Origin of the sequence: Bartonella sp. M0192 (genome assembly GCF_016102305.1) — a bacterium.
GTDB classification, from domain to species: Bacteria; Pseudomonadota; Alphaproteobacteria; order Rhizobiales; family Rhizobiaceae; genus Bartonella; species Bartonella apihabitans.
In genome coordinates, this window is the sequence record NZ_JACFOU010000001.1 from 173,109 (window position 1) to 190,233 (window position 17,125).

Below are 17,125 nucleotides of genomic sequence, written 5' to 3' on the forward strand. Positions count from 1 at the left end.
CCTTTGGTGGGTTTTTCACTTGATCTATGTTTAAAGTGACCAGATCAAAACGTAAAGAGTTCTTGCTTCAGGAAATACAATTTGCCGCAGTTCCTATTTCCAATCTCTGACATCGACAAAATGACCGGCAATTGCAGCCGCAGCAGCCATAGCAGGTGACACCAGATGCGTGCGCCCTTTATAGCCCTGCCTGCTCTCGAAATTACGATTGGAGGTTGAAGCACAGCGTTCTCCCGGCTCCAGCCTGTCATCGTTCATCGCAAGACACATGGAGCATCCGGGTTCCCGCCAATCAAAACCGGCATCCTTGAAGATTTTATCAAGCCCTTCTTTTTCTGCCTGTTCTTTAACGAGACCCGAGCCCGGTACGACCATTGCCGAAACGGTGGGTGCAACCTTTTTGCCTTTAACCATTGCAGCCGCGGCTCTCATATCTTCAATACGTCCATTGGTGCAAGAACCGATAAAGACCCGATCAATCTTGATATCCGTCATTTTTGTGCCGGCCTTCAAGCCCATATATTCGAGCGCCCGCATTTTGGAAGCACGTTTGGTTTCATCGTCAATGTCTTCCGGATCCGGTACAACGCCGGTAACCGGAACAACATCTTCCGGCGATGATCCCCACGTAACCGATGGCACAAGCTCGGATGCATCAAGCGTGACAACAGTGTCGTAATGTGCCCCTTCATCCGATTTCAGTGTTTTCCAATAGGCAATTGCTTTTTCCAGCATCTCGCCTTTCGGCGCGCGCGGACGGCTCCGGATATAGTCAAAAGTGGTTTCGTCCGGTGCAATCATTCCGGCTCGTGCACCTGCTTCAATCGACATATTGCAGACAGTCATGCGACCTTCCATAGAAAGGCCACGAATTGCCTCGCCGGCAAATTCGATCACATGGCCGGTTCCACCGGCTGTACCGATTTTTCCGATAATGGCCAGAACAAGATCTTTTGCGGTCACGCCTTCTGGCAGACTACCATTGACCTGAACCAGCATATTTTTCGATTTTTTCTGGATCAGTGTCTGGGTTGCCAGAACATGCTCGACCTCGGACGTACCGATACCATGGGCAAGGGCGCCGAAAGCTCCATGTGTCGAGGTATGGCTATCACCGCAGACAATGGTCATGCCGGGCAGAGTAAAGCCTTGCTCAGGTCCTATAATATGGACAATACCCTGACGTTTATCGTTCTGGTTAAAATATTCGATTCCGAATTCGGAGGTATTTTTTGCCAAAGCCTCCACTTGCGTGCGGCTTTGCTCGTTCTTGATACCTTTTGCTCGATCTGGCGATGTCGGAATATTATGATCGACAACAGCCAATGTTTTTTCCGGATGGCGCACAGGACGATGAGCGATACGCAAACCTTCAAAAGCTTGAGGGCTGGTCACTTCATGAACAAGATGACGATCAATATAGAGTAGGCAAGTACCGTCTTCCTGACGGTCTACAATATGATCTTCAAAAATCTTGTCATAAAGTGTACGCGGGGCACTCATTTTTTTGTCCTTGAATATTAAAAATTAAGCGTTTTCAACTTTCAAATCGGCCATTATTCGGCGATTGTTCCAAAAGTCAATCAACATGACATGAGATAAGAACGATCGGACGATTTTGCAAAGCCCGCATCAAATTCCATAAAGAAACCGATGCAATAAAAAAGCGGCTTAAAAGCCGCTTTTATCTCAAATAAAACCAATCGGCTTTTATTCTGATTTCTGTTCAGCTTCCGGTAGCGGTGCAGCCACTGTTTCAACAGTGACAGTTTCAGCCACACCGGTGCTTGGAACATCAACCGCCTTCTTGCGGTAGTCTCTTTTCTCGGAAATGCGGGCAGCTTTACCGGTAAGGCCACGCAAATAATAGAGTTTGGCACGACGCACATTACCACGACGAACGACTTCAACGCCCTCGACAAGTGGTGAATAAACCGGAAATACGCGTTCTACACCCTCGCCATAGGAAATTTTACGAACGGTGAATGTCTCGTTAAGACCACCACCCGAACGGGCAATGCAAACACCTTCATAAGCTTGAACACGGGTACGTGTACCTTCAGTCACACGAACCGAAACGCGAAGTGTGTCACCGGCCTGAAAGGCAGGGAGTTTGCGCTTTTCTTCAATTTTTGCGCGCTGCTCGGCGTCGAGCTGTTGTATAATATTCATCTCATCAATCCTTCATGTTCTTCTCGAACAGTCAGAGCGCTCGACTCTTGCCCTCGAAACCTTGTTCCTTCGGCTATGCCTTGCGGCAGGAGCGGGTTCACCATCCATTAATTTCCGGATGCAGATGACGTACCATCTGAAAACGTGGTTTGCCCATTACACTATCGCGCAAACTGAATCAAGCTTTCCTGTTATTTTTCTCGTAAATCGAATAAAGATCCGGCCGTCTTGCTCTGGTTATTTCTTCCGACCGGTTTTTGCGCCATTTTTCAATTTCCTGATGGTTTCCCGAGGTCAAAACTTCGGGAATTGATCTGCCTTCAAATATTTGTGGCCTTGTATATTGCGGATATTCAAGAAGTCCGGCCTCAAAACTTTCCTGTTCGCCCGATTGATTGTTCCCCATCACACCGGGCAAAAGCCGCACAATCGAATCAAGTATAATGAGGGCTGCCCCCTCGCCACCGGAAAGAACATAATCACCGATCGAAACCTCGATAAGATTTCTGGCTTCGATCACCCTTTCGTCCACACCTTCGAAACGCCCGCAGACGAGCGTTACGCCGCCGCCATCTTTCAATTCATGAGCCATTTTCTGGTTGAAACTGCGCCCGCGCGGGCTCATCAACAAACGGGGATAATGATTGTCAACACTGTCAATGGCTTTTGCGAGCACATCGGGCTTCATGACCATTCCGGCACCACCGCCGGAGGGTGTGTCATCCACACTATGATGACGATCAGATGCGAAATCTCTTATCTGGACTTTATCAAGCGACCAGATGCCGTTTTCCAATGCACGCCCCGCCATTGAATGCCCGAGGAACCCCGGAAACATTTCCGGATAAAGAGTAAGTACTTGAGCCTTGAAACTCATTGTTCCTCCTCGTGACCCGAATCCAGATCATCGTCAACAAGACCTGCTGCAACCCGATCAATGGAGATATATCCCTCACCGATATCGATTTCAGGGACGGCAGCTTTTGAAAAGGGAATGAGCTTGAGCCCCTCGCCTTCAATCTTCAATTCAAGAATATCACCACCACCGAAATCAAAGACGGCGTTGACCTTGCCGATCACTTGACCATTTTCGTCTCTGACACGCAAACCGATAAGATCGGTCTGATAAAACTCGTCTTCTTCGAGATCATCCGGCAATTGTTGGCGATCGACATAAAGCGCTATTCCATTGAGTGCCTCGGCGTGACTGCGATCATCAATACCTGAAAAATGCGCAATGACAGCGTTGCCCGTTTTTCTGATATGGTCAATCTTGAAAGATCGGCCATTTTCGTCGAATAGCTTACCATAAGACGAAATTCCGAGAGGATCGGCGGTAAATACTACAAGTTTTACATCGCCTTTAATACCGTGGGCTGCCGCGATGGTTGCAAGGCGCACAAAATTATCTTTGCTTTTTCCCATATGGTTCTACTTTTGCTCCAATTTGCGGCTTTCGGCTCTTAAAAATCGGCTTTTGTTAAAAATTTACTTCAAGCTTGAGACTTTTTTAATAATACCCGCTCAAAATTCAAGCCGTTCGCTTTAATATGGTTCATTTACTATATTCAATAGGGATCGAGAGAAAACCGTTCTATCCCGATTGAAAAGCAACAATGGCGGCTTTGGGGTCAAAACATTGCAAAACGTAGCCATTTTAAAAACACTTCAGGAGAGTTTCTATGCCAACAGTTATGCTTTTTTATAAAAACATCGTCCCCATTTCACGCGAAACACACAAAAAACTGAAATTCAGTGCTCCGAAAAATCTCGACTTTGCAGCAAATACCCACTGGGTTCCATTGGCAGGTGAAGAATTCTATCAGGCCGCTTTGAACTACCCGATTTTGTTTATGGGGGCCGAAGATAAAGAAGGTAAAATTACCTATACTGCCGTTGCCATGCTCGGTTTGGCAAATGATGAAAACGATTATCTTGACAAGGATAAAAAGTGGCGCCCCGACACATATATTCCGGCGTTCGTCCGCCGTTATCCATTTGTGTTGGCAGGTGCACCTGACCAGAAAGAATTGACTGTCTGTTTCGATTCCGAATCAGGCATGTTCAACGAAGTTGAAGGAATTGATCTCTTTAACAGCGATGGCAGTGTTTCACCTTTTATGGAAGATCGTATCAATTTCCTGAACGCTTTCAAAAACAGCATGGAACAGACAAACAAATTTCTGGAAACGATTGCCAAAATGGGCCTGTTCAAAAAACAGTCGATCGACATACGCTCGCAAAGCGGACAGACGGCAAGGCTCGAAAATTTCTGGATTATCGACACCGAGAAATTCAACAAGCTTTCCGGCGACCAACTGGCAAAACTCCACAAACAAGGCTTTCTTGGCTGGATCTTTGCCCAATTAATGTCGATGAACAACTTGCCTGGCTTAATGAATCTCCACATTGCCCATATGAAAAATGCAATAGCTGCACCGAAAGCGGCCATATCCGATAAAACCGGCGAAGCCACTAAAAAAAATAAACCTGTCTCGACAAAAATCAATTAAGGTCGCTCGAACAGAGAAACCCGATGTTAAACTCTGTCATGGTAAATTGATGCCATGACAGAGATCTCCACCTCCGATCTTCCATTATTGGAAGCAACGCCAAAGCTTTTGTCCGCGCGCAAAGACTGGCTCGAGCAGCTTGAAAAAACGCGCCGTGTTGCTAAACTCACCGTTGAAGCTTATGAACGGGACAGCCGACAATTTCTAAGTTTTCTTTGTGAGCATCTTGGACATCCTCCCGACATTTCCGATCTTTCCGAACTTCGCGTTGCCGATATAAGATCATTTCTTGCCTATCGGCGCAATGAAGGCGTTGGCTCGCGTTCACTCGGGCGCGGTCTTGCCGGTATACGCTCGTTTTTCAACTTTTTAACACGTGCCGGACTTGCCGATGTGCCGGCAGCGCGTGTTGTGCGCACACCGAAACAACCGAAATCTTTGCCAAAACCGCTCAATATCGCTGATGCATTGCATATTGTTGACAAGAAAACCCAGCTTGATGACGAACCTTGGGTTGCTTCCAGAAACGCTGCCATTCTCACTCTCTGTTATGGATGTGGCCTGAGAATATCGGAAGCTTTATCACTAACGCCTGCAGATTTCGGCGACAAAAACACCACCAGCATTTATGTAACCGGCAAAGGAGGAAAAACCCGTCTCGTTCCGGTTATTCCGGCTGTCCATGAGGCAATAGATGATTATCTTTCCTGTTGCCCATTCATTCTACCACCCGATCAACCTTTATTCCGTGGTGTGCGTGGTGGAAAATTGCAAAGGGCAATTGTCGAACGCGCTGTTCAACAATTGCGCTCAAGCCTCGGCCTTCCCGATAGTGTTACACCGCATGCCCTCAGGCATTCTTTTGCAACACATTTATTGTCGCGCGGGGGAGATCTTCGCACTATTCAGGAATTGCTCGGTCACGCAAGTCTTTCGACCACACAAATCTACACCGGTGTTGATACCGACCGCCTCATGGAAGTTTATAAAAAAGCCCATCCACGTTGAGGATTGCCTCTAGATTAAAAACATACTTGCAGAATTACCGTTGATAAACGGTCATTGACTTTAACATTTAAAATTGTGGAATATTTGAAATCCGGAATTTTGTTCAACAATCGGCCTGAAGCACAAGATTGATCCGGTATGATTTAAAAGGCTTTATTGTTTTGTAAAATGAAACCGGATGATCTTACATCCGGTTACTCGGCCTTGGCTTCAATCGCCAAAGCATGGATACCGCTTTCAAGTTCATGCTTGAGAACATGATTGATTGCACGATGGATATCCACCCGTTTCATACCTTTAAAAGCCTTTGCAGTAATTTTGACCCGAAAATGCGTTTCGCCTTTACCATCGAAGCTACGGCCATCATCGTGTTGGTGACCGGCGTGAAGATGACTTTCATCGATAATTTCAATAACAGATGGAGAAAAGGCAGCTTGAAGCTTTTTCTTGATAGTTTCTGCAACTGTGCTGGACATTTTCTTCTTTTAACCCCATATGTGAGCGGTAAGTTTCACCCGATTCTTGATATTCAGGAAATCGGCAACTCACATGTGGGAACAAAAATCCCGAAAGTCAATTCTTGCCAAACATGTATATTGTGTTTTAAGTCGGAAACATGACGACCACATCGAAATTATTTGACTCAATCCGCATCAGTTCCAACAGAAAAAAGAAGGTGGAACCTCAGGTTCCCCAATGTCAATGGGAAGGATGCACAAAACCCGGCACTCATCGGGCTCCAGCAGGGCGCGATCATGAGGGAGAATATCTTCATTTCTGCCTCGAACATGTGCGCGAATATAACAAGAATTTCAATTATTTCACCGGTTTGAAAGATGAAGAAATCGCGAAATTCCAGAAAGATGCACTGACCGGCCATCGCCCGACCTGGAAATCGGGTGTCAATGCCGCTGCTGCCAAGCCTGCAGCCGATTTTTCGAGAATCCGTTCCGGTTCAGCCGCTTATCAGAACCGGGTAAACGATCCGCTTCATATGTTCAATCAACAAAGCCGGGCAACCAACGCACCACGAAAATTGAAAACACTGGAAGCGCGGGCTTTCATGACATTGGGCCTTGACGCCAATGCAACCAGCCGTGACATAAAGGCGAAATACAAGGCTCTGGTAAAACTTCATCACCCTGATGCAAATGGGGGTGACCGGTCTTCCGAAGATCGCTTGCGCGAAGTATTACAGGCATATAACCTGCTGAAAAATGCCGGCTTTTGCTAACGTCAAATTGAAGACCAAAAGGCAATTCTTTTCAATGGAACATTGAAATTCTTGTCTGACTGTCTGATAACAGATCGAGAGCTTGTAGCTCTTCAATTTAAAACACATTATAGCTATAAGGTGTGTTCATATTTAATTCGGACAGCGGTTTTATCCGTATGGAGGCATGATGACAAAGGACGATCTGGGTATTGATAATGTGCCGGATATAACGGTTTCGGCACGCGAACTTTTCGGTATTGATACCGATATGCAGGTTCCAGCGTTCAGCGAAACAGATCCTAATGTGCCCGAGCTTGATCCGGATTATCTATTCGATCGGGAAACAACTTTAGCCATCCTTGCCGGTTTTGCCTTCAATCGTCGTGTGATGGTTTCAGGCTATCACGGTACCGGTAAATCTACCCATATCGAGCAGATTGCCGCGCGTTTGAACTGGCCTTGTATCCGCGTCAATCTTGATAGCCACGTCAGTCGTATCGACCTTGTCGGAAAGGATGCGATTGTTATCAAAAACGGTATGCAGGTGACAGAATTTCAGGATGGTATTCTGCCATGGGCCTATCAAAGAAATGTTGCACTGGTTTTTGATGAATATGATGCCGGTCGTCCTGATGTTATGTTTGTTATCCAGCGTGTATTGGAATCGTCCGGACGTTTGACCTTGCTTGATCAGAGTCGCGTTATTTCACCGCATCCTGCTTTTCGTCTGTTTGCTACAGCAAACACAATCGGTCTGGGTGACACAACCGGCCTTTACCATGGCACACAGCAAATCAACCAGGCGCAAATGGACCGCTGGTCGATTGTGACAACTTTGAACTATTTGCCGCATGACAATGAAGTCAATATTGTTCTGGCAAAGGCAAAATCCTTCCGCACCAAAGAAGGCCGCGAGACGGTTTCACAAATGGTTCATGTTGCCGATATGACGAGACAAGCCTTCATCAATGGCGATCTTTCGACAGTCATGAGCCCGCGTACCGTGATTACCTGGGCTGAAAACACCGAAATTTTCAAGGATCTGGGATTTGCATTCCGCCTTACATTTTTAAACAAGTGCGACGAATTGGAACGCCCGATCGTTGCCGAATTCTATCAGCGGGCTTTTGGCAAGGAATTGCCTGAATCCCTTGCCAACTCGGTTTTGTCATAAGGAAAGCAGCTTTGGCAGCACAATCAGGAGACAATACACGCGAACGTCCTTCGGGACTAATTGACAGTGAGCCGTTCAAACGGGCGACAACTGTATGCATGCGTGCAGTCTCGGGTGATCATGAGCTGGATGTGGTCTTCGGTGAAGACCGCCCCTCAATAGTGGGAGGACATGCAAGACTTCCCGAAATACCGCGCCACCCGACATATAATGATTTTGCTGTTACCCGTGGACTTGCCGATTCCATGGCTTTGCGTCAGGCCTGGCATGATAGTGAAATCCATTCCAATCTTGCTCCGCAAGTGCCCGAAGCACGTGCCGTCTATGATGCGGTCGAACAGGCCCGTGTTGAAGCAATCGGCACACTTGCCATGGAAGGCATGGCAGAAAACCTTGATGCGATGCTTGCCGATAAATACAAGCGGGCAAATTATCAGGCTATCACCACAAAGGAAGAAGCTCCCCTTGAAGAAGCCTTGGCACTAATGGTGCGCGAGAAGATTACCGGCCGTAAACCACCTGAAGAAGCTGGTCCCGTCGTTGATTTATGGCGTGACTGGATTGAGGAAAAAGCCGGAACAGACCTCGATCATCTGGCAAAAAATGTCAATGATCAGGACAAATTTGCCCGCATCGTGCGTAATATGTTGGCATCCATGCAACTTGCTGACAGTCTTGAAGATAACGAGACTGATAGCGAGGGTGAGAACGAGGATGAAAACAACGAGCCTCAGGAAAACGAGGACGGCGATTCGAAAGAACAAGAAGGCTCCGATAAAACCGAAAGCGAGCCATCTGATGATGTTGATGAAAATGCCGAAGACGGAGACATGGAAGCATCCGATTCGGCCGATGATGATGGCAGCGATTCCGAAGAGATAGACACCGAACAGACCCCTGGTCAAACCAAACGCCCGCAACCGCCATTTTCCGATATGGACGAGCTTGGCGATTACAAAGTCTATACGCGCGAATTTGACGAGGAAGTCGAAGCATCCGAACTTTGTGACATTGAAGAACTCACAAAATTACGTGCGTTTCTTGATAAGCAGCTAACCAATTTGCAAGGTGCTGTCGGCAAGCTCGCCAACCGCTTGCAACGGCGCTTGATGGCGCAACAGAACAGGTCATGGAATTTCGACCTTGAAGAAGGCTATCTCGATTCGGCACGGCTGCCGCGTGTCGTTATCGACCCGACACAACCGCTTTCTTTCAAACAGGAGCGCGATACCGATTTTCGCGATACCGTTGTTTCGCTGGTCATCGATAATTCCGGCTCCATGAGAGGGCGCCCCATTACTGTTGCTGCAACCTGTGTTGATATTCTGGCAAGAACACTTGAACGCTGCGGCGTGAAGGTTGAAATTCTGGGCTTTACGACAAAAGCATGGAAAGGTGGCCAATCCCGCGAAAAATGGCTCGCCAACGGGAAGCCTGCCAATCCGGGTCGCCTGAACGATCTCCGCCACATTATTTATAAAAGTGCCGACACACCTTGGCGGCGCGCGAAGCGCAATCTCGGCCTGATGATGCGCGAAGGGCTGCTTAAAGAAAATATCGATGGCGAAGCTTTGATATGGGCGCACCAACGGTTACTTGGCCGGCGCGAATACCGGCGCATTCTGATGATGATTTCCGACGGCGCTCCGGTTGATGATTCCACACTTTCCGTCAATCCGGGTAATTATCTGGAAAAGCATTTGCGCGCTGTTATTGAAGAAATAGAGGCTCACTCGCCGGTCGAATTGATTGCAATCGGTATCGGTCATGATGTCACCCGCTATTATCAGCGTGCTGTGACAATTGTCGATGCGGAAGAACTTGCCGGCGCCATGACAGAACAACTTGCAAGCCTGTTTGACGAAGAAAAATCCCGTTAGTTCTGCATGTGCTTTTGCGGTCAAACAGGTTGATCGCACCTCAATCCGGATAAGTTGAATAACAATCAAATCATTACCGGAACAAATAGCCTTTTGTCAAAAAATCCTGCTCATGAAGTGATCTTCGCTATCCCGAATTTCATTCTATATTGCGATATATTTCTTTATAGAAAGACGTTCGTCAAAAGGCTGTCAAAACCGGTTTTCCGGCACAAATTTCGCCACCGCTCAAAAAGCCTCAACAGATAGATTTTTTACAATATAAAAACCTGTTATCTGCCCCGCTCCCGTTAAATAATTTTATTGATTTTTATATCAGATATATCAATAATCGACCAATTTCTAACTTGAATATCTGTCTTTCATTTATCAATCAATCCGTTTTTATCGGGGAAGTTTTTCGAGGGGAAGAAGAACGGGGAGGAGAACAACCATGACGGAATTACGCGCCACACCTAAAGTCCGCAGAAGACAAAATACAACGCTTCTAATGCTGGTTCTGATCGGAACCATCAACTATATCGACCGTTCGACGCTTTCAATAGGTAACACATTGATCCGTCAGGACCTTGGCTTATCCCTGACCCAAATGGGATGGCTGCTTTCCGCGTTTTTATGGGCTTATGCAATTTCACAATTACCTTGTGGACTTCTCGTCGATAGATTCGGAGCGCGCCGCGTATTAGGAATAGGCTTATTTATCTGGTCACTTGCCCAGGCATTGTGTGGTATGGTTTTCAACTTCTTCCAATTCATCATTGCCAGAGTATGTCTGGGCATGGGTGAATCACCAATGTTTGTTTCAAATGCACGCGCTGTACGTGACTGGTTCCCTCTCAGTCAGCGGGGAAAACCGACAGGTATCTATAATTGTGTTTCAACATTGGGACCGACTGTGGCACCGCCTCTATTAACAGCATTGATGTTGAATTTCGGCTGGCGTTGGATGTTCATCATCATGGGTATTGTCGGTATTATTGTTTCAATAATCTGGTTCATCATTTATCGGGATCCTCACCACACGGATCTCATAGAAGAAGAAAGAAACTACCTTGTAGCGGGCGAAGAAAATGAACCTGAAAGCACCACCGATTTTGCCGAATGGATAGGTCTATTCCGCTTTCGTGTAACATGGGGACTGATGTTGGGGTATTTCGGCACCATCTACCTCATGTGGCTATTTATGACATGGCTTCCGAGTTATCTCGAAATGGAACGCGGCATGAGCTTGCAAAAAACCGGTTGGGTCGCGGCCATTCCCTATGCTTTCGGCATAATCGGCAGCATTGGAACAGGTTATATTGTTGATTGGGCTTCCTCGAAAGGCATAACTCCGGTTGAAGCCCGCCGGTATATTGTATCATTCAGTCTTGTCATAATGTCGGTTTTCACCTTTTTATGTGCATTAACAGCGAGCAATGTTTTAGCCGTTATTTTTATTTGCATTGTTATGTTCGGTGTGGGTTCGGCTACAGCAATGGCTTGGGCTATGGTCTCTGTTTTGGCAGCCCGAAGTGTTACCGGTTCGCTGGGCGGCATAATGAGTGCCTTCGGTTATGTGGGGGGTGCACTGGCACCTACTGTGACCGGTTATATTGCACAATTTACAGGAAGTTTTATTCCGGCGCTTTTGGTTGGTTCATGCATCGGCATTCTGTCAGCCATGATCTACCTTTTCTTCCTGCCAAAAACCGCTTTGACGGAGGAAGATATCGGGCGCAAACACTGACCGGTTGATCAGATAATGCCAATTTTTCTTTTCTTTGGTTCGGAATTATTTGGTTTTGAACGATTTCGCTTATTTGAAATCGAATCTCATACAGAAATATTATTTTTCGGAAAATTGACCGGGATATTCTATTTATGAAACAATTCTACTCGTATATCACAGTAGTACAAACAGAAGCGATAGCTGATCGATGGGGAGGATAATAAGATGACAAAAAGCATTAAAACGATTGTTAAAGAAAAGGGTCATGTTTTTTCGGCATGGAGTAATTTTACCGATCCTGTTGCAATATCCGCATTGGCCGAAACAGATTTTGATGCAATCGTTTTTGATATGCAGCATGGCGCACATGATGAAACAAGCATCATTACAGCTATCGATCGCGCAAAATCCCGTGATAAAACGACAATTGTGCGCATTCCCGTCAATCGTTTCGATACAGCGAGCCGTGCCTTGGACTTCGGCGCCGATGCAATTATTGCACCAATGATAAACTCTGCCGAACAAGCGCGTAAATTGATCGAATTTGTAAAATACCCACCCCTTGGTCAACGTTCGTTCGGAGCGTTACGACCAAATACCAGTTTTGGTGCTGTTGGCAGTGGCAATTATTTCAGCGGCTGTAATCAACATGTCACAATTTTCGCCATGATCGAAACGCGTGAGGCTTTCGCAAATCTCGACGAGATCTTGACCGTTCAGGGATTGGATGGTGTTTTCGTTGGTCCTTTTGATTTTTCGGTCGGCTGGAGTGGAGGAAAAGAGGCTAACCCTTCAAGTCCTGAAATAATAGAGCCATTGACAACGATCGCAGAAAAAGCCCGTGATGCGCATCTAATTGCCGGAGTTTATTGCCCGAACAGCACATTTGCCAAACGTTATCAGTCACTCGGTTACCAGTTCATGACATTGAGTAATGACAAAGCAATGATTGGCGAAGCCGCCCGAACCATTCTTGGTCAAATGGCTTGATCGCCTTTTTCATGAACTTTTCCATGATAGATATCCGGCATGAAGATTGCCAGAATGGCACCATATGGCAAAAGCATAAACACGCCCATAAAAAGTTTCACGCAAAAATCGCCGCATGACAATGAAAGCCAGACCGGTATCTCAAGCCCCATCAGGTTTGTCATAGTCGGGATCGAGCTATCGCTGTAACCGGTCAATTTATCGATAAACGAAAAATGGCTGGAAAAAGCGACCGCGAAGAACCACACGGTATCAAGTGCCGAGCCGGTAATTGCAGCCGCAAGCGGCGCAATCCACCAGGTTTTGCGCCGCAATGGATTGAACACCAGAATATCCAGCAATTGTGCAAAAAGAAAAGCCGTTCCCGAGGCAATTGCCAATCGAGGGCTTGCAAGAATCCACGAAACAGCAAGACCGGCAATAAAACCGGCATAAACAATACGTCTTGCAGCATGGGGGCCGTAACGACGATTCGTCAGATCGTTGATGAGAAAAGCAAATGGATAGGTAAACGCGCCATAGGTCAGAAGGTGTTCTAATCCGAACCAGTGAAACGGATATTGCACCAGAACATTGGATGCCGTCACCGCGAGGCACATTGCAAAAACTGCAAAAATAAGATGCTGGGTCTGTTTCATTTTTTTACCCTGGGTGATGGAACCAGAAAAAAGGGCCGAAAATCGGCCCTCAAGACGAATCGTTTATTGAAAAAATTAAGCTGCTGTTTCAGCGAGCTTCTTTTCAATCTGACGCTTCAACAAGCGGGCCCGTTGCGACAATTCCTTGTCACCGGACTTCAAAAGAAAAGCATCAAGACCACCGCGATGTTCAACCGAACGTAAAGCATTTGCTGAAATGCGCAAACGATAACTTTGTTCGAGAGCATCCGAGATCAATGTAACATTGCAGAGATTTGGCAAAAAACGGCGACGCGATTTGTTATTTGCGTGGCTGACATTATTGCCATATTGGACTGTTTTTCCAGTCAATTCGCAGGCGCGGGACATAGGTTTCACCTTTAAATTCTAATAGAAGCAACCGACAAGCATGTTAAATTTCCAATGAACACGCGCATAGATTGGCTTCCCAAAAATTGGTAAGTTGCGTTTCTATAGGGGGCTTGGATGAAAAGGTCAAGGGTTTTCATGTGATAGACGAAAGTTAAAACGTAAGAAATCTGTTTTTTTATTCGGGATATGCTAAAAGCAATACCATGATGAGTGATATAAAAACCGATACTCCCCGTTCCCATGGCCGTTCCCCTATATTTCTGGGCATTTTCGGCTTCCTGTGTCTATTCTTTTTTTGTGCCTTTTCAGCATTGGGCGTCTGGCAGGTCGAGAGACTCGGCTGGAAAGAAAATCTGATTAAAAATGCCAATGAACGCATCCACCTTGCGCCAATTGCTGCACCAGCAAAAAGTGAATGGGGAAAGGTAACATATGATAATGACGAATACCGCCCTGTCACACTCACCGGCCGTTTTTTGAATGATAAAGAAGTTCTGGTAACTGCTGTCGCCGATGAAGACACCGGTTATTGGGTGCTGACCCCCATGGAAACAGAAGACGGGGCAATTACTTTCATCAATCGGGGATTTGTCCCCATGGATAAGCGCGATCAACGATCGCGTAAAGCCGGCATAATTGACGGGGAAACAACTGTAACGGGTCTTTTACGCATGAGTGAAGGTGGCGGTTTTTTCCCGCGCAAAAATAATCCGGATAGTAATTTGTGGTATACGAGGCAATTGCCCGCTATGGCAAAGAAAGTCCGGCTTGATGAAGTTGCCCCATATTTCATCGATGCCGACAGAACACCCAATAAAGGCGGTTTACCAATTGGTGGTTTAACTGTAGTCAGCTTTCCGAATAATCACTTGAGCTATGCTATTACTTGGTTTACTTTGGCCGCCGGTGTATTTGCAGCATCAATATTTTTAATTATTTCTGAAAAGCGGCGGCGGCGCGGTATCGTTTATGAATAAAGCAACAGGAATCGGTTTTCTGGCAATCCTCATGTGGTCGCTTCTTGCGACCTTGACCGCTTTTTCCGGAAAAGTTCCGTCTCTCCTGTTGACATCCATGACATTTCTCATCGGCACAATACCGGGGGTGGTGATCTGGATCAAACATCCTCAAACATTGAAAGATTTAAAACAACCCCTCGTCGTCTGGGTGGTGGGCATCGGTGGCCTGTTCGGCTACCACTTCCTTTATTTCACAGCGTTGAGAAATGCGCCGCCTGTTGATGCAGCATTGATCAATTATTTATGGCCTTTGCTGATTGTGCTCGGTTCTGCACTCATGCCGGGTGAAAAATTGCGCTGGTTCCATGTTCTCGGTGCTTTATTGGGCTTTTCCGGAATGGTGCTGGTCATCGCCGGAAAAGGCGGATTTGTTATTGATGAAAAAAACATCTATGGCTATCTCGTTGCATTGGGAAGTGCTTTTGCATGGGCGGCCTATTCACTTCTTTCACGTCGATTGGCAAAAGTTCCAACAACAGTCGTGGCAGCCTTTTGCCTTGTAACATCTATTTTGGCATTTCTTTGCCACTTCATTTTTTCAGAACCCTTCATTTTGCCGGAGACCGGCACACAATGGCTATCCGTTCTGTTATTAGGTCTCTTTCCTGTCGGACTGGCTTTTTACTGTTGGGATTTTGGTGTCAAAAGGGGCAATATCCAGCTTTTAGGCGTTGCAAGTTATAGTGCACCTTTGCTTTCCACGCTTATCATGGTGGCAACGGGGCTTGGAGAGCCGTCATGGCGTTTGTTGGCGGCATGTCTACTCATCACCGGCGGTGCTGTCCTTGCTTCGAAAAATCTGATTTTCAAATCGAAACTGCAACCGGTTTCCGAATAGAAGAAAACGATCTTCATCAATCATCATCATTCCTTTTTTGGGGAGATCATTTCACTATTATCGAAATCAAATTTTATAGTTCTCGAAAAAATTCCTGCATACGATAAATAATCGAACTATCCTGTAAAAATCGTTTTCTAATAATATCTTACAAATTTACATACACAAAATTATAAACATCATTTTTAACGCCATAAAAACCGGTTTTAGCTTTGCTATTTTATTTTAAAATTTCTAAATATATTTCTTGAAGTAACTGTTTTTCGCCCCTTTTCTTTTTTTGATCTTTTATCATATTGATATTTTTGAATTGGAACACAGCCACTTCGCGAAATTACCGGAACGAAGCTGATAAACGGGTGCTAATAATTTTATGTGCTCAATTGTTTTCTGGTCATCGTTTTCGGGTATTCGAATTCAGTGAGGCGAATTTGATCAAGCGAATGCGGTGGTGCGAACACGAACAAGCAGATAACACAGGTAAAAGCGAACGGAAGGAATAAACATGGTTTATGGAGTTTTCCTTTCATTTGCATCTTATGCCGCATATGCGATCAGTGATGCTTGTGTCAAATTTATTGATGGTGCACTTCCCCCTTATGAAACGGCTTTTTTCGGAGCTTTAATAAGCATTATTGTCATTCCGTTTTTGAAAAACCGTGACAATAAATGGATAGACATTATTCGTTCACAAAACTGGCCAATGTGGTTTTTACGCACAATATCGGGCGCATTTGGCGTTATTGGCAGTGTGACGGCCTTTACACATTTATCAATGGCAGAGGCATTTACACTCATATTTTTACAGCCTTTGTTTGTCAGTATTCTTTCCATGATATTTTTAAAAGAAGCCATCGGGTGGCGGCGTTGGTCTGCCATCATTATCGGCTTTATCGGTGTACTTGTCGTTTTGCGACCAGGTTTTCGCGAGCTCAATATCGGCCATGTGGGAGCTGTTTTTGCCGGTTTGAGCGGTGCTATTTCCATTATTATTGTCCGCCATATGGGAGGACGTGAAAAACGCATCACACTCTATTCCAGCGGAATTATCGGTTCGATTGTTATCTGTGGTTTATTGAGTTTACCAGGCTATATCGAACCGCATAACTTCGAATGGCTTTATCTTGCCGGTTATGGATTATTTGCAGCTCTTGGCGCGCTTTTCCTCATGTCTGCGGCTCGTCGCGTTCCCGCCATTGCAATTGCTACCCCGCAATATAGCCAGATGATCTGGGCGATCTTATTCGGCTACTTCATTTTCAACGATCATCTCGATCTTCCTATGATCATTGGCATTATCCTGATCATGGCTTCGAGTCTGTTAACTTTCATGCGTGAAAAACATCACAGTACTCAAACCACACCACAAAAAGCCACGCCATAAAATACTTAAATCCATAAAATCAGTTCCTTTCCCCTGTCCGACTGAATTTTCATCGATCGAAAAAGAACCCTTGAAAAAATAAAAAAGCCTAATGTGAAGAAAACTTCGCTGGCAAGCCCGAGAAGAAATCTCGCAAGTTTTCAGCGTGCTATAAAGCAAGCAATCGCCGCAATCAACGAACCGGTACCGAGGCACGTCTTTTAATATAGA

The 17,125-nt window shown here is 45.8% G+C and carries 17 protein-coding genes; 10 read left to right on the plus strand and 7 right to left on the minus strand.

Features of this window, described 5'->3' with window-relative positions; translation table 11 throughout:
• Positions 1-93 precede the first annotated feature (93 nt).
• From leuC to rimM, 4 genes are all read right to left on the minus strand, one after another.
• Entirely contained in the window at positions 94-1,503 is a 1,410-nt protein-coding gene (gene leuC / locus H3S82_RS00810) for a 3-isopropylmalate dehydratase large subunit (RefSeq protein WP_198233456.1), read from the minus strand.
• Positions 1,504-1,710: 207 nt separating this feature from the next.
• Positions 1,711-2,172 (minus strand): 50S ribosomal protein L19, encoded by a 462-nt coding sequence (gene rplS, locus H3S82_RS00815; protein ID WP_077973169.1) that lies wholly within the window; start codon positions 2,170-2,172, stop codon positions 1,711-1,713.
• 178 nt (positions 2,173-2,350) lie between these two features.
• Positions 2,351-3,049, minus strand: coding sequence for a tRNA (guanosine(37)-N1)-methyltransferase TrmD (gene trmD / locus H3S82_RS00820; RefSeq protein WP_077973171.1), 699 nt, complete (start codon positions 3,047-3,049; stop codon positions 2,351-2,353).
• Positions 3,046-3,597: a ribosome maturation factor RimM gene (gene rimM / locus H3S82_RS00825; RefSeq protein ID WP_198233455.1), complete on the minus strand. Its 552-nt coding sequence runs from the start codon at positions 3,595-3,597 to the stop codon at positions 3,046-3,048. Before rimM ends, trmD begins: the two co-directional genes overlap by 4 nt.
• Positions 3,598-3,854: 257 nt before the next feature.
• Between rimM and H3S82_RS00830 the strand changes: the two genes are divergently transcribed.
• Positions 3,855-4,685: a SapC family protein gene (locus H3S82_RS00830; RefSeq protein WP_198225616.1), complete on the plus strand. Its 831-nt coding sequence runs from the start codon at positions 3,855-3,857 to the stop codon at positions 4,683-4,685.
• Between the two features lie 54 nt (positions 4,686-4,739).
• A complete protein-coding gene (locus tag H3S82_RS00835; protein WP_198237081.1) occupies positions 4,740-5,693 on the plus strand; it encodes a tyrosine recombinase XerC in 954 nt (317 codons plus the stop codon).
• 194 nt (positions 5,694-5,887) lie between these two features.
• Here the strand turns inward: H3S82_RS00835 and H3S82_RS00840 are convergent, their stop codons facing one another.
• A complete protein-coding gene (locus H3S82_RS00840; RefSeq protein WP_077973179.1) occupies positions 5,888-6,169 on the minus strand; it encodes a BolA family transcriptional regulator in 282 nt (93 codons plus the stop codon).
• Between the two features lie 140 nt (positions 6,170-6,309).
• On the opposite strand from H3S82_RS00840, the gene H3S82_RS00845 reads away from it, so the two are divergent.
• The 5 genes from H3S82_RS00845 to H3S82_RS00865 all read left to right on the plus strand — a co-directional run bounded on the left by H3S82_RS00845 (position 6,310) and on the right by H3S82_RS00865 (position 12,664).
• Positions 6,310-6,927 (plus strand): J domain-containing protein, encoded by a 618-nt coding sequence (locus tag H3S82_RS00845; RefSeq protein ID WP_077973180.1) that lies wholly within the window; start codon positions 6,310-6,312, stop codon positions 6,925-6,927.
• Between the two features lie 169 nt (positions 6,928-7,096).
• The gene (gene cobS / locus H3S82_RS00850; RefSeq protein WP_077973181.1) at positions 7,097-8,083 is read left to right on the plus strand and encodes a cobaltochelatase subunit CobS; all 987 of its coding nucleotides are present in this window, start codon (positions 7,097-7,099) and stop codon (positions 8,081-8,083) included.
• Between the two features lie 98 nt (positions 8,084-8,181).
• The gene (cobT, locus tag H3S82_RS00855; protein ID WP_370541269.1) at positions 8,182-9,963 is read left to right on the plus strand and encodes a cobaltochelatase subunit CobT; all 1,782 of its coding nucleotides are present in this window, start codon (positions 8,182-8,184) and stop codon (positions 9,961-9,963) included.
• A gap of 433 nt (positions 9,964-10,396) precedes the next feature.
• Complete coding sequence (locus tag H3S82_RS00860) at positions 10,397-11,692, plus strand: MFS transporter (protein ID WP_078040202.1); 1,296 nt, start codon at positions 10,397-10,399, stop codon at positions 11,690-11,692.
• 207 nt (positions 11,693-11,899) lie between these two features.
• Complete coding sequence (locus H3S82_RS00865) at positions 11,900-12,664, plus strand: HpcH/HpaI aldolase/citrate lyase family protein (protein ID WP_198233451.1); 765 nt, start codon at positions 11,900-11,902, stop codon at positions 12,662-12,664.
• On the opposite strand, the gene H3S82_RS00870 is transcribed toward H3S82_RS00865, so the two are convergent.
• Together H3S82_RS00870 and rpmB are read right to left on the minus strand one after the other, a co-directional pair.
• The gene (locus tag H3S82_RS00870) at positions 12,652-13,302 is read right to left on the minus strand and encodes a queuosine precursor transporter (protein ID WP_078040203.1); all 651 of its coding nucleotides are present in this window, start codon (positions 13,300-13,302) and stop codon (positions 12,652-12,654) included. The two genes, H3S82_RS00865 and H3S82_RS00870, sit on opposite strands and share 13 nt — an antisense overlap.
• A gap of 75 nt (positions 13,303-13,377) precedes the next feature.
• Entirely contained in the window at positions 13,378-13,671 is a 294-nt protein-coding gene (rpmB, locus tag H3S82_RS00875; protein WP_077973192.1) for a 50S ribosomal protein L28, read from the minus strand.
• Between the two features lie 209 nt (positions 13,672-13,880).
• Between rpmB and H3S82_RS00880 the strand changes: the two genes are divergently transcribed.
• From H3S82_RS00880 to H3S82_RS00890, 3 genes are all read left to right on the plus strand, one after another.
• Positions 13,881-14,651: an SURF1 family protein gene (locus tag H3S82_RS00880; protein WP_246785277.1), complete on the plus strand. Its 771-nt coding sequence runs from the start codon at positions 13,881-13,883 to the stop codon at positions 14,649-14,651.
• On the plus strand, positions 14,644-15,531 hold the full coding sequence (locus H3S82_RS00885; protein WP_198233096.1) for a DMT family transporter: 888 nt from the start codon (positions 14,644-14,646) through the stop codon (positions 15,529-15,531). Before H3S82_RS00880 ends, H3S82_RS00885 begins: the two co-directional genes overlap by 8 nt.
• Before the next feature lie 505 nt (positions 15,532-16,036).
• Positions 16,037-16,915, plus strand: coding sequence for a DMT family transporter (locus tag H3S82_RS00890; protein WP_198233095.1), 879 nt, complete (start codon positions 16,037-16,039; stop codon positions 16,913-16,915).
• The last annotated feature ends 210 nt before the right edge of the window (positions 16,916-17,125 follow it).